13 protein-coding genes are annotated in these 13,303 nt (G+C 39.6%); 5 read left to right on the forward strand and 8 right to left on the reverse strand.

Going from position 1 to position 13,303, the window contains the following annotated elements; genetic code table 11:
- Positions 1 to 38: 38 nt before the first annotated feature.
- The 4 genes from N473_RS19405 to N473_RS19420 form a co-directional block, all read right to left on the reverse strand.
- Entirely contained in the window at positions 39 to 395 is a 357-nt protein-coding gene (locus tag N473_RS19405; protein WP_063369348.1) for a ribosome recycling factor family protein, read from the reverse strand.
- Between the two features lie 237 nt (positions 396 to 632).
- Positions 633 to 2,666: an alpha/beta hydrolase family protein gene (locus tag N473_RS19410; protein WP_081221286.1), complete on the reverse strand. Its 2,034-nt coding sequence runs from the start codon at positions 2,664 to 2,666 to the stop codon at positions 633 to 635.
- A gap of 208 nt (positions 2,667 to 2,874) precedes the next feature.
- The gene (locus tag N473_RS19415; protein ID WP_063369349.1) at positions 2,875 to 3,291 is read right to left on the reverse strand and encodes a hypothetical protein; all 417 of its coding nucleotides are present in this window, start codon (positions 3,289 to 3,291) and stop codon (positions 2,875 to 2,877) included.
- 195 nt (positions 3,292 to 3,486) lie between these two features.
- A complete protein-coding gene (locus N473_RS19420) occupies positions 3,487 to 4,275 on the reverse strand; it encodes a helix-turn-helix transcriptional regulator (RefSeq protein WP_063369350.1) in 789 nt (262 codons plus the stop codon).
- A 94-nt stretch (positions 4,276 to 4,369) separates the two neighbouring features.
- Between N473_RS19420 and N473_RS19425 the strand changes: the two genes are divergently transcribed.
- From N473_RS19425 to N473_RS19435, 3 genes are all read left to right on the forward strand, one after another.
- Entirely contained in the window at positions 4,370 to 4,741 is a 372-nt protein-coding gene (locus N473_RS19425; RefSeq protein WP_063369351.1) for a DUF3224 domain-containing protein, read from the forward strand.
- A gap of 233 nt (positions 4,742 to 4,974) precedes the next feature.
- Complete coding sequence (locus N473_RS19430; RefSeq protein WP_063369352.1) at positions 4,975 to 6,918, forward strand: discoidin domain-containing protein; 1,944 nt, start codon at positions 4,975 to 4,977, stop codon at positions 6,916 to 6,918.
- Positions 6,919 to 7,341: 423 nt separating this feature from the next.
- A complete protein-coding gene (locus N473_RS19435) occupies positions 7,342 to 8,694 on the forward strand; it encodes a M24 family metallopeptidase (protein WP_063369353.1) in 1,353 nt (450 codons plus the stop codon).
- A gap of 70 nt (positions 8,695 to 8,764) precedes the next feature.
- On the opposite strand, the gene N473_RS19440 is transcribed toward N473_RS19435, so the two are convergent.
- Genes N473_RS19440 through N473_RS19450 form a run of 3 tightly spaced genes read right to left on the reverse strand, consistent with a single transcriptional unit; the run spans position 8,765 to position 10,074 of the window.
- On the reverse strand, positions 8,765 to 9,424 hold the full coding sequence (locus N473_RS19440; protein ID WP_196766435.1) for a DUF6058 family natural product biosynthesis protein: 660 nt from the start codon (positions 9,422 to 9,424) through the stop codon (positions 8,765 to 8,767).
- A complete protein-coding gene (locus N473_RS19445; protein WP_063369355.1) occupies positions 9,414 to 9,740 on the reverse strand; it encodes an antibiotic biosynthesis monooxygenase family protein in 327 nt (108 codons plus the stop codon). The genes N473_RS19440 and N473_RS19445 overlap by 11 nt, the downstream gene beginning before the upstream one ends.
- Before the next feature lies 1 nt (position 9,741).
- On the reverse strand, positions 9,742 to 10,074 hold the full coding sequence (locus N473_RS19450; RefSeq protein ID WP_063369356.1) for an NIPSNAP family protein: 333 nt from the start codon (positions 10,072 to 10,074) through the stop codon (positions 9,742 to 9,744).
- An 84-nt stretch (positions 10,075 to 10,158) separates the two neighbouring features.
- Between N473_RS19450 and N473_RS19455 the strand changes: the two genes are divergently transcribed.
- Complete coding sequence (locus tag N473_RS19455; protein WP_063369357.1) at positions 10,159 to 10,848, forward strand: ArsR/SmtB family transcription factor; 690 nt, start codon at positions 10,159 to 10,161, stop codon at positions 10,846 to 10,848.
- A gap of 189 nt (positions 10,849 to 11,037) precedes the next feature.
- Positions 11,038 to 12,105, forward strand: a complete 1,068-nt coding sequence (locus N473_RS19460; protein WP_063369358.1) for an esterase-like activity of phytase family protein — start codon at positions 11,038 to 11,040, stop codon at positions 12,103 to 12,105.
- A 355-nt stretch (positions 12,106 to 12,460) separates the two neighbouring features.
- On the opposite strand, the gene N473_RS19465 is transcribed toward N473_RS19460, so the two are convergent.
- On the reverse strand, positions 12,461 to 13,276 hold the full coding sequence (locus tag N473_RS19465; RefSeq protein WP_063369359.1) for a DUF4437 domain-containing protein: 816 nt from the start codon (positions 13,274 to 13,276) through the stop codon (positions 12,461 to 12,463).
- Positions 13,277 to 13,303 lie beyond the last annotated feature (27 nt).

The raw sequence follows: 13,303 nt of genomic DNA on the forward strand, positions 1-13,303 counted from the left end.
AAAATAAAATATAAACTTGTGAAATTGAACATTAACTCTTAATCTTCCCAAGCAATATCAAACGCTTTTCTTGCTTCAACCAAGGTACACTCGGTTTCAGCTATTAGCTGCTGATGTGTGATGGCTGGGTTATTGCGTACCATGTTTACTAACTCAGCTAAATCAGGCTTTGGAAATGTGTTAATCAAGTTCTCAATTACCCACCGCCAGCTAGACTCTTCGTGCTGCTGTGCGTGCTCAATTATAAACTCGAATTGAGACCGACTACCTCGGATACGCCAATTTCTTGAACGCCCTATTCGGCTTAAATGTGCGCCTGAAGACTTGATGATGGCTTTTAAAGAATGGGCTTGCTCAATACGCCGTACAAAGCTATTTAGTTGAATTTCATACATATAAACGTTTAAAAAACCGCACAGAAAACAGTCGCAAGTGAAAAAAACACCTACTCCACTGAATTAAAATTCGAAGATTATCATACCAGAAAAGATGAAAATTAGCAGTGCGCTTAACAAACCTGCTAAGGTGGCTAGGAGCAAAAAAGGACATTATTAGTAAAAATAGATAAATGGCACTATTAAAAAAGGGCGATTATACCGCCCTTGTTTCATACTCAATAAACTTGATCCCTATTAATCGGAATAACGTTCAAACCACTGTAAAATGTGCTCGATGCGTGCGACCAGGTTAGTTGGTTTACCTGAACGAGATAATGAATGCGTCTCCCCTTTAAATATTACCATTTCAACAGGTACTTCATTGACTTTAAGCGCATAAAACCATTCTTGTGCCTGCCCTATTGGCGTAATCATATCCGCATCACTATGAATGATAAGCGTGGGTGTCTTGACGTTATCCGCATACTTCAAAGGAGACCTATCCCAATAAGCATCAAAGTTATTCCATAAGTGACCACCGAACTCTATGGTCATTTGATTCGGCGTATATTCCTGAGTACCCGCTTCTGATATCCATGAGCTCACACTTCGTTGAGTCACAGCCGCTTTAAATCTATCTGTTTTAGTGGTTATCCAATTAGTTAAAAAGCCACCATGGCTGCCTCCTGTGACATATAACTTATCTTTATTCATCCAAGGATTTTTAGCCAATACATTGTCAAGAAACTGCATATTGTCTCGATAATCAGCACCACCGTAATCTTTGCGTACAGCTTGACTGTGAGCAATACCATAACCACTACTTCCACGATAGTTTACATACACTACTGCATAGCCCTGAGCAGCATACATTTGGTTTTCGAAAAACCACTGGTGCCCCCACATACCGCCAGGACCGCCTTTAATATTTAGAATGACGGGGTATGATTTGCGTTTATCAAAGTTCAGTGGCTTATGAACAAAACCCTGTACTTTCATACCTTTTTCATTCACAAACCATACTTCTTCAGCCGGTGATAACGCTTTCTCATTACTTAATTTATCATTGAACGACGTTAATTTACTTACTTGTTTACTTCGAAGATCTAGACGATAGAGTTCTGGAAGCTCTGTGCTACTTTCAGCTGTAAATACAAGAAACTGACCATCACTTGATACAGCAAGATTGCCAATTTTTTGATTCTTGTCCAATAACCTTGTTACTTCACCACTATCAACAGACACTGCAAACAAACGATTAGCACCGTGATCGTTTGTCGCAAAATAAAGATGCTTATTGTCTGCTGACCAAATTGCTGGTTTAGCATTCCTATCAAAGTTTTTGGTTAAATTAACTGGCTTCTTTGCGTCATGTGTCAGCAACATTAAGTCTACTTGCTCATATGAGTCTTCCATATGCAGGTAAGCAAGTGCTTTATTGTCGGTCCCCAGGCTCGCACTAAATTGAGCATGAGGGTGCTGAGTGACAGCTGTTACCCGTTTTGAACTCATTTCTAAGTGATAAATATCACTGTTGTCATTACCTTCATACTCTTGACCAGTTTTATTGGCATGAAAATAAATAGACGAGCCATTGTTTGAAATAACCGGGCTGTTTGCATTCCAATCTGCACCAGACGTAAGCTGTGTCAAAACTTTTGTTTTAAGATCAAATTCAAACAAATGAGTGCGCTTATCACTTAAATATCCACTTCCATTCGATAAGTATTTAGCATGTTTGACGATAACCGTATCCGGTTCTGCGCGTTTTTTAGAATCCTTCAAGTTTTGATTATTATCAGAGTCATTGTTAGCCACATTGAGAGATAAAAGTAGCTTGTCTCCCGATGGAAACCACTCAAAATCAGACAAGCTTTGCTCTAATGATGTGACCGCTTTTGCTTCCCCCCCATTTGCTGGCATCACAAAGACTTGAGATTGCCCATCTACCGAACGAATAAACGCAACTTGACTGCCATCAGCAGACCATTTAGGCGACCTATCTCGTTTACCCTGCGTAAACTCAGAAACCCCACCTTGCTTATCAATTTTATAGATTTGGTTGTTTCTTCCGCTTGCATCATCATTGACTGTCTGTTTAACAAATAAAATCACATCATTGTTGGGAGAGATTTGCGGGTTATGCATATAGACAAAGTCAAAATAGTCCTCTGGTATCAGGCCTGTTTTTTGCTCGCTTTGGGCTATCGCATTTGAATGCCATACACCTAATGTCATTGAAAGCAATAACAAGCTCGATGAGCTGGCAGATTTTAATTTTCTTATCATTAACTAGTTCCAGAATTGCATTTTTCCACATGTTACTAAATATAATTTGCTCTTAACATTTAATAGAGACGAAACACACTCTTATGCTTTGAATGCCCATCGGACTGGATTAGGGTAAAAAAATGAGCAAAGAGAAATCGATATGCTTATTATTTTCTAGGATATATATACTAAGAGTTTTATCTAATAAAGATTGAGTAACGCCACCTCAGCTTGGGGGCTGCTTCAAGGAGATAAGTAAGTAATCTGGTTGGTTCAATGATGGAATTTTAAAACGAAGCCGGATTGTTTGACTGGATTTACCTGATAATTCTTCAGAAAACATTTCTGTAAATAGCTGCTTATTGACTTGAGCATCACCAATCCACTTAGTTTGCACGCCTATCACTCTAACATTTATTGGTATACGCTTATCAATACTTGCTGCAGCGACAATTGTTACCTCACAGTACCCTAAACTACAGTCATAAGTTTGTGACTCAATCACAAAATCTGCGTTAACTTGAGCTTGATACACAAACGCAGTGACAATAAACAAAATAAATGCAGTAATTACTCCTTTTTTTAAAGCACTTAAACACTTAATTTTAAAATCTCTTTGCTTTCTCGTCATCAATTTTTGCATAACTCCATAAACTTTAATTATACAATACTCAAAACTTTAATATGCCCTTGATTTAAGGATTAAGTATATACAGCTTAAATTTCCATGTCTAAAAGCAAATCTAACACCACAAAGATTGGTTATTATATGTTTATCATCAATGCTCTGGCAATTAAACGTGTTCTTTTGCGTATGCACGGGTTTCTAAAAAAGAGTTTATTTGAGATACTGACCGGGTGTAATCCCTATCACCTCTTTAAAATCACGTATTAGATGTGCTTGATCTGTATATTCAAGCAAATTAACAATATCCAACATATCCAAGTTACCATGCTCGAGTTGCCTGAGGACTTGATGTAAACGGAACTTTCGAATAAGCCATTTAGGTGTCAACCCCACATATTTGTTAAAAATTCTCTGAATAGTTCTTTTTGACCAATTGCTTTTAGCGGCAAGCGCCTCGACGGTATAGATACTCGGATCGTTTTTTATCAGGCTACACAACTTTAAAGCTTGACGCTGATGCAAGCTCATTGGCACATTGTAGCTTTTTAAGAATGAACTCAGTAAGTCAACAAGCACTTCATCACTCTGACAAGTGTATAAAGGTAAGAGTAAGTGCTCCGCCTCTGCTCCAAAAATATTGCTCACCGGTAACGCTTTATCAACATAATAACTAGGCGGCTTTTCTAACAAATGCATAAGTGAAGCAACTGTAAACTTTACCCCAATCACACGCCCTTGTTCGGACATTCTATAGGAAAACACTTTACTGACAGGGCCTATCAATTGTACTTGCTGCGCTTCTATCACCAAATGAAAATTCGGATCGGGTAAATTCTTTTGAGTATGCGATTTGTGATCTGAAATTTGCCAATCTACAAACCAAAATTGCTCAATCAAGCAGCTCAGTTCAATCTCTGGCTCATATCGACGCAACTTATAGTGCTTCTCACTGGCCTTCTGATGCAGCACACCAGTAATCTCTTTATGATTTTCTTGCAAAACTGTCCTAATAATTTAAGTGTCGCGTTTATACAATACCAGATGCACATTTAGATGCTAACCTGCAAAAAAATAACTATGAGGGAAACTAGCAATGAAACTTGCAGGTATATTTCAAGTAATCGATTGGCAAGAGTCAGATGTCGATTTACTGGATAACGAAACAAAAATAACTCATGCCATTGTACAACAGACATATAAAGGCGACCTTGTCGGCACCAGCACTGTGCACTACCTGCTTTACTATGATAAAGAAGGCAACGCTGCGTTTAATGGTTTAGAAATATTTAAACACGAAAGTAACGAAGAAAGTACATTGGTTATCCGTCATGAGGGCAGGTTTAAAGATGGCATCGCATCGAGTAATTTTTCCATCATAAACTGTGAATACAATCAGGATATGATAGGAAAAACCGGTAGCTTTAAGTCAATAGAAGGCCAAAAATCCACCTATTTAATTGAATAACTCAATATATCTTAAGTACTTTATGAGCCCATATGTCATCATAATTCATGGGCTCACTATTTGATTTCATTGACCCATTTACTAACGTAAGAGAGCACTATTTACACTATATGAAATTATTTATATAAAACAATGCATTAAGTTATCAATCTCTATTTATAAAAACGTATTTATTCGATACTATTCGCACAGAAAAAATAAACAACCTCTCAAGATAATTAATAAGGACGGCTATGTTTAAACTTCTTGGTATTTGTTCTTTGGCTTTTGCCACTGCTGCTTACGCTCAACCCTTTACTCTCATCGAAGATATCAAAATATCGGACCAAAAAATCACTGTACCTATCAATGGATTTAATGATCCGGTTGTATTTGCTTCTATCCCCACTCTTAACGATCCACAAGCGGGTGTTGTATCAATTTCAAATGTGACCGATTCAAGTTTCGATGTTCAATTTAAAGAGTGGCCGTATTTAGATGGCCTGCATGGTGAAGAACGTGTGGCCTTTTTGGTTGCGGAAAAAGGGCGTCACCAGCTTCAAGATGGCAGTTTTTGGGAAGTTGGTGAGTTCACCATGACAAGCGGTTCCACGCATCAATTTTTTAACGAAAGCTTTGCCCATACGCCGCATATTTTACTCAGTGGTCAAACACAAAATGACGCAGATGCCTATTCATTGCGTGTTTCAAGCACATCAGCGCTAACCTTCGGTGTTGCACTCAATGAGCAAGAGGCGGGAAATAATCATGCTGAAGAGTCGATTGGCTACCTTGCCGTTTATAGCCCTACCAATGCAGGGATCACGCACAATAATGAAGCTTATGAGTTGACGCACCAAGCCATTAACCAAGAAGGATTTCAAACCGTCAATGGAAAGCTGCTCGTACAAGAGGAGCAGTCACGTGACACCGAAACCGACCATTTACTTGAGATTATAAATATCCTAACCGTTAAGAATAAGCTATTTGCTCAGGACATTACACACTATGGCAAAGATACAATGGCCCTTCGTCTAGATACTGGAAGTCAATTTGCTATAGATCCAGGAGAAGCCACTGGGCAATATGGTAACATTGCGTTGCTTGGCAGCAATGGGCTAACTGAAGCCTCTTACACCGCAAGTAACTCTTATTCAAAAGACAGTCCTGCAGGCGCATTTGATGGCTTTAACAACGGTGTAAAAGTAAACATTGACTCTCAAAAGCGTATCAGGCGTGGGGTATGGCTCTCTACAGTTAATCAAGAACACTGGCTACAAGTCGCATTTGAGCGTAATGCGTACATCACTTCTTTTAGAGTTATGCTTTATGAAACCGCTAAAACTATGGGTCCAAAAGAAGTTACCCTGCAAGTTTCGCAAGATAATGTACACTTTAGCGACCACGAGACTCTTACAATCCCAACGGGTCTCAACCAGCTTGTAACTTTAATAGAGCCTGCTATCGGGAAGTACGTCAGACTAAAAATTCACTCTACGCATGGCAGCTCCTACCGCGTAATTGGTGAGTTAGAATACTACGGCGGCTTTGTAACACATGATACTGTCATAGAACCTGAAGACCCAACACCGATCGAAGGCACCACATGTGCTTCAATAAAACAGCAAACACCAAATGCAACTACAGGGATTTATCAAATAGACCCTGATGGTAATGGCGGTGAGCCTGCATTCTATGCTCATTGTGAAATGACACTTAATGGGGGAGGCTGGACACTCGTAGCAAACCATGCGGATGGACTAAATGAACTGGTTGTGACTTCTCCGGTAACAGAAACAACCAATGGCGTGTTACCAGCAGCACAATGGCAAGCGATTCAAAAGCAAATGACTTCAGGTATGATGTTTGTAGATGAATACAGTCAGGTTTCACAGATCAGTAAAGCCAAATTAACCAACGCTAACTGTGTTTCTTTGCAACAAAATACCGATTTAAGCCAGCCCAAAGTCCCCTACGATACAGCTGTACTATGGCAACACGAAGGAACTGGATGTAGCCTATCAGGTCTTGATTACTCATTTATCAGCTTAAGCACAAAGCCAACAAGCCGCGGTGATGGTTACACGCGCAATGGCGCTTCGTTATATCAGCATAATGTTAAGTTTGACCTCTGGCCATATAACAGCGGCGTATACAGTGGTGCGGAACAAAACACTTTACTGTACTACGTTAAATAAATATTGGGCCGACTCACTGATTGAGTCGGCTCAACTTTACTGTATTCGAAATCAATAAAAAGCTATCAGCAAAAATAAAACATAAAAAATTAAATCAATATTTTATTACTATGCTATTGGTATATCAAAACCCCCTTCTCAATGATTAGAAAATACAAAACTACACATAAGCCAACCTATTTTAATTTTTCGAACAATGACCACGTATTACAATCAAACTCACGTATGTTATTCGCTCCGGTATTTCACCCTTGACTATGCCAGATGTACTTATGTGTCATTCATAGCATTTCGGTTGCTGTTAAATACGCATTGCCATACTATTTTAAGCCCTTACTAACAATAAATACTCGAGCTTTTAGAAAAGCTAGCTCAATGCAGACCTTTAAGTTCTATAACAAGTAAATAAACAGTGGGATCATTATGTACAAGATTTTTGGATTATGTGGGGCCCTATTAAGCCTGAGCACATCTCTAGCAGCACAAGATTTTTCTCAAGGGCGCGAAATTAAAGCACTACCAGATGTATTAAGCTTTAAAGAACGCGTAGAGCCTATTAATAAAATGGTCACAGACAGGCTAGACAATCTACTACCAAAGCTCATGGATGAAGCCGATTTAGACATGTGGCTCGTCATTAATCGTGAGTATGGAGAGGATAAACTGTTTTATACACTCGTGCCACAACCTACTTTTGCTGCAAGGCGCACAACATTACTGGTGTTCTTTAAAAAGCCAGATGGCAGCGTTGAACGATTCAGTGTTAGCCGCTATCCAATTGGGGATCTATACCCTACAGTCTGGCAAGGCGGCAGTAAAGAAGAGCAATGGCAGCGTTTAGCAGAAGTGATTGCAGAGAAAGACCCAAAACGTATTGGTATAAACATCAGCGAAGATTGGGCACTCGCTGATGGTTTGAGTGTTGGCCTGCATAATCAACTGAAAAAGTACTTACCTAGAAAATATGAAAAACGCTTGGTCAGTGCAGAAAACCTAGTAATTAGGTGGCTAGAAACACGAAGTGAAAAAGAGCTTAACGTCTACCCACAGGCTGTTACCATTGCAAGACGCGTCATAGCAGAAGCATTCTCAAATAAAGTGATCACCCCAGGTGTCACCACAACAACAGATGTTGAGTGGTATCTTCGTGAGCGTTTTGAGGAGTTGCAGTTACGACCTTGGTTCCAACCTTATGTGAATATTCAGCGCCGTGGTGATAACCCTTCCAAAGATGAAGTGTTTATGGGCAAATACAATCGCGTGATTTTACCCGGAGACATTATTCATACTGATGTTGGCATATGCTACTTAAACCAATGTACTGACACGCAAGAGATGGGCTACGTTTTAAAACTCAATGAAACAGATGTACCAAATGGACTGAAAAATGCGATGTCGGTAGGCAATCGCTGGCAAGATATTCTCACAGATAACTTTAAAATGGGGCTAACAGGCAATCAAATTTTGGCCGAGACCATCAAAGATAGCCAAGCTGCGAATATTATCAGTAGTACTTACACGCACCCTCTCGGTTTTGTAGGCCACGCTCCGGGCCCAACAATAGGCATGTGGGATAACCAAGGCCCGACACCAATTCAAGGTGACTGGAAACTATATCCAAATACAGTTTACGCAATTGAAGGCAACATTAAAGTGCAATTGCCAGAATGGGATAACCAATGGATCCAAGTCAAACTAGAACAAGACGCAGTGTTTGATGGTAAACAAGTTTGGTATTTGGCAGGTAGACAAACCAAATGGCATTTAATTAGATAAAGTCTTAACTCAGTCTTTTTAACGAAAAACATAGAGCCACTTTGTGTGGCTCTATGTTTTATTCATGAACCTAACGAGATAAACTTTCTAACCGCGCTAACAATTGATGCTGTTGAGACAAAGCACGCTCGTGCGGCGCAAATTGGCTCCCCACCTTTTTTAAACAACTTACTGCTCGCGACAAATGTGCTTGTTCTGTTACAGATAAAGATGTTTTATCCAGTAAAAAACGGATGGTTGTCACCGCCAGCTCTTTACTTAAAATATCAAACGGTAATCCCCTTTTCGTACACACACCATAGGTGCCTGCTAAAAAGTGCGGCCACTGCTGCGCAATAAATTCATCAAATGCTGTCATGATTTTATTGTCATCCAACCAAAATATATCTTCTGATAATGTGTCTTTTGCTTGATAGAACAACCGAGAAAATTCAGTTAATGCTTCTTGCTGTGTATCATATCTAACGCACTTTTTTAGCCAGTCTGTGTATGCTTTGGGATAAAAATATACAAGCTGTTGGCTATCATGGCTGCCAAAATAAGAATGACACGTCAGTGACATATCAAGTTTGTAAGACGCTTTTGGCATGATAGAACGCGTTTGTAGCTGAGTGAACTCAGACTCTGACACATTACTGCGATTCAATAATTCTGAGCCGGTATAAAAATACTCCGTTAAATACTTAATCAGTGCCAAATTGCACGCCGTGTTCTGCATTTTAGACCGCATTTGAAGCCTTCATATTATTCATATCATAATCTCTGATGACATTAGCAACACGTAATCTAAAATCCAAAAACAGCTCAGATTTGCCTATATCTTGAGCACATTTGTGTTCAAATTGGTCTCGCCAGCCTAAAACCGCCTCTTTATTATCCCAAAATGATAAAGATAAATAGCGGTCCGAGTCAGAAACATTGACAAAGCGCTCAATTGAAATAAAACCTGCTTGCTTAACAAGCAAGTTTTTAAGCTCAGCCGCAATATCAAAATAGGCCTCTTTTCCTTCTGGTTTGAGATTGACTTCAAATATAACTGCAATCATCTTACATGGCTCCAATTTGCTTTAAAGTGCTCTCAACCCCACTGAGAAAGTAGCGCCTTTCGTGTAAAATAAAACTTTCTCGCAGCGCAAATTCAAAGTTTGCTTGAGCTTGTTCATCAGCCCTTAATCTCTGGCGGTATGCCTCGTATTCAGCAAGACTGGCAAATGCAATTAGACCATAAGCTCGCTTATTGTCCCCTTCATAAGGCATAAAGTAGCCAATCAACTCGCCCCCTAACCTAGGAATAATCTCACTCCAATTTTTCGAGTATTGATTAAACTGCGCTAATTTACTTGGGTCGATTTCGTATTCTATAAAACAGGTCATATACATTAGATTTGCTTCCTTTATTGTTTTAAGGCAGTCTAACGCTTTGAAAATGTTATGCTTCGATGCACATCGAACTATTAAGAAGTTATGGAACCAAATATCTCTCTTGTCGCTGGGTTAATTGCAGATCCTGCTCGCTCAAAAATGTTAATGGCCCTAATGGGTGGAAAAGCTTTGACTGCAACCGAACTATCAATTGAAGCAGAGATCACTGCGCAAACAGCCAGTAGTCACTTGGGTAAATTAGTCGACGGCGAGCTATTGCAAGTTCGAAAGCAAGGGCGCCATAAGTATTTTCAATTAAAAGGGCAACACATTGCTGTGATGCTTGAGCAGCTATTGGTTATCACCTCCCTATCCAAACCACAAACAGCCACAGGCCCAAGTGATCCAAGGCTGCAATTTGCAAGAGTATGTTACGACCACTTAGCTGGTGAGTTAGGCGTTAAGCTTTATGACGCATTAGTATCTGAGGGCATGCTTCAAGATATGGGGGAGCAGTCTGTACTCACTGAAAAGGGTAAAAAGCACTTTACTAGCTTAGGCGTTGATGTAAAAGCCCTTGAAAAAGCGAATCGACCTATATGTAAATCCTGCCTAGATTGGAGTGAAAGAAGAAACCACTTAGCTGGCAGTTTAGGAAAGTGGATATTGGATTTCATATTCGAAAAGCAATGGGCTCAAAGAGACTTAGATAGTCGCGCCATTTCATTTTCCGCCAAAGGGCTGAAATCTTTCCACAAAACATTTTTAATAAAACCTGATGTCCAGAATTAACCCGTGTTTACTCAGCAGCATGTAATGGGTGCATTTGCAAACCATCAACGCTTTGCACACAATCCACGAAAATACACCTAACTCACCATAAAAAGTTTAAATTAACTAATTTTTTATTCGTTTTGTGATGCAAACTTAACGTTACCCGCGTATATTCCTCGGTTCTATTTCATTTGTTGATAAAACATTATGCGCAATTATTTATTCTTGGCCTTGTTAGCCCCCTTTTTTACTTACTCAAACACGATTGAGCTTTCTTACTTAGATGAGTTCATTGTACCTGCGGACTTAAAGGTCGATGGCGACACTGTGGGTGGCTTATCTAGTATTGAATATGCCAATGGTAAGTATTTGATGATAGCGGATGATGCTGACAAACCAAGGTACTTTACTGCAAGTATTCAAATCAGTGACAACAAGTTTAAAAGTGTAAAGGTTGAAAAGTCTGTCAAACTCATTGATAAAAATAACCCATCCGTTGTTGCAGATCCTGAAAGCCTGAGAGCACTACCCAATAATGGCGGTATCGCGTGGAGTAGTGAGGGCAGTATAAAATACAACAAAGCACCAGCTGTGTTTGTGCAAACCGACGCTGGATTGACTCAGTTTGAACTACCAAGCATGTTTGATATCAATAAGTCATCTGGTCCTAGACATAATGCCGTATTTGAAGGGCTAACAATTGCACCTTCTGGAAAAGGGATATGGGTATCTATGGAAGGTCCGCTTAAACAAGATGGTAAAAAAGCAACGATCAAACATGGCAGTATGCTCCGTATTTCTTATTTTGATTTTGCTTCAAAGCAAATGCAAAAGCAGTTTGCTTACTACTTAGAGCCTATGGTTAATCGACTTGAAGCAAAAGCTGATGCATTTCGCACAACAGGGCTTGTCGAAATTTTACAAATCGATGAGCATCAATTCCTGACTATGGAACGCTCTTACACAGCAGGCATTCCAGATGGCGGAAATAGCGTCAGTATTTTCCTCATCGATACCAAAGATGCAACCGACACATCGCAGCTAGCATCTTTAAAAACAGGCCATTATCAAGCCGCAAAAAAAACCTTGGTATTAAATATGGAGTCAATCAAAAATCAATTGGGCTCAAAACATATCGATAATTTAGAAGGCATGACATTTGGTCCTCAGCTTTCTAATGGAAACCCAAGCCTGCTCATGGTGTCTGATAATAACTTCAATATTCATGGCAAACAGCTAAGCCAAATCTTATTGTTTGAAGTAAAAAACAAATAATAACTAAGTAGATAAGAAATTGATTTGTCAGATCTGAGTTAGACTCAGTATTTGGCAAATCAAAACCACAACTCCGATAAAGCAATATTTGCCCTGTTTGCATAAAAATACCAGATTATCAGCACACTCACATTATTTGTTGTCAGTGCCATTGAGTAATTTCTTTTGTGACACATAATCATAAAAGATATTCAGCTTTAACAAAGCAAAGCCCACTATACAAAGTCCAGATACCTAAAGTTGCCATGTAATTCATACTGTTGATTAAAATCAGCCCCTTATTACCTGACAATAGGCTGACCCCATAGCGACAAGTACCTGATACTAGGATGACAATAACATGACGCACATCAAGTTATCTGATCTCAAATTGCTCGTCCGTGCGAATATACAAAATGACGTCTTCATTACCCAGGTTCTTGACGAGATGGTCAAATTCAGCTGTGGATTCAAAATAACTACCTGGATCTAATTTAATACCGCTTTGCTCACTAGAACGATAGCTCACTTTACCAGAAATAAGTACGGCTCGAAATTCACTTGATTTGCTCGCAATCACACCGCTAAATTGCCCAGGCAGCTTTATCATTTGACCTATCACTGCGTTGTCATCACCCCACAACTGTATTGCTTTCACATTTGGTGCGTTCAGATACTTCAACGTTTTTTGGTCAAGCCATACCATATTGTTTTTATGCAGGTTCAGCGGTCTTTCGCCATTATCAAATGCTTGCTCCATTGGTTTTACCAAGTATGGACCTGAATCAATTTCAAGATAAATCAGATTAGTACTGCCGTTTGCAGCTGTTATATGGGATTCCCCTGCAGGTTGTGTCCAAAACGACCCTCTAGGCATCCACATTTTTTCAGCACTTGGGTCATCATTGTGCAAGAGGCCATCAATCACCACTCCTCGATAGGTGATATTGTGTATATGTGGCGGCGATTCAAACCCTTTCTTGAAGCGTACTAGCATACCCGTGGCGCTATTTTTTGTTCTATCTCCCCATAAGTTAACCGCTCCAGGGCTCAACTTTCCTCTTAACGGGTTGAGATACCCCCATTCATGGTGCTCAGTAGTGACTACTTTAGATACAGGCTGATTTGCCACTCCTTCCGACGCTTGCAATAGAAACGAAAAATAAAACAAAGCAAATATAATTAGTCGCATAAAACTTTCTTTCAGTGTGATTTTTAA

The sequence above is a fragment of the Pseudoalteromonas luteoviolacea CPMOR-1 genome (assembly GCF_001625685.1).
Lineage (GTDB): Bacteria > Pseudomonadota > Gammaproteobacteria > Enterobacterales > Alteromonadaceae > Pseudoalteromonas > Pseudoalteromonas luteoviolacea_K.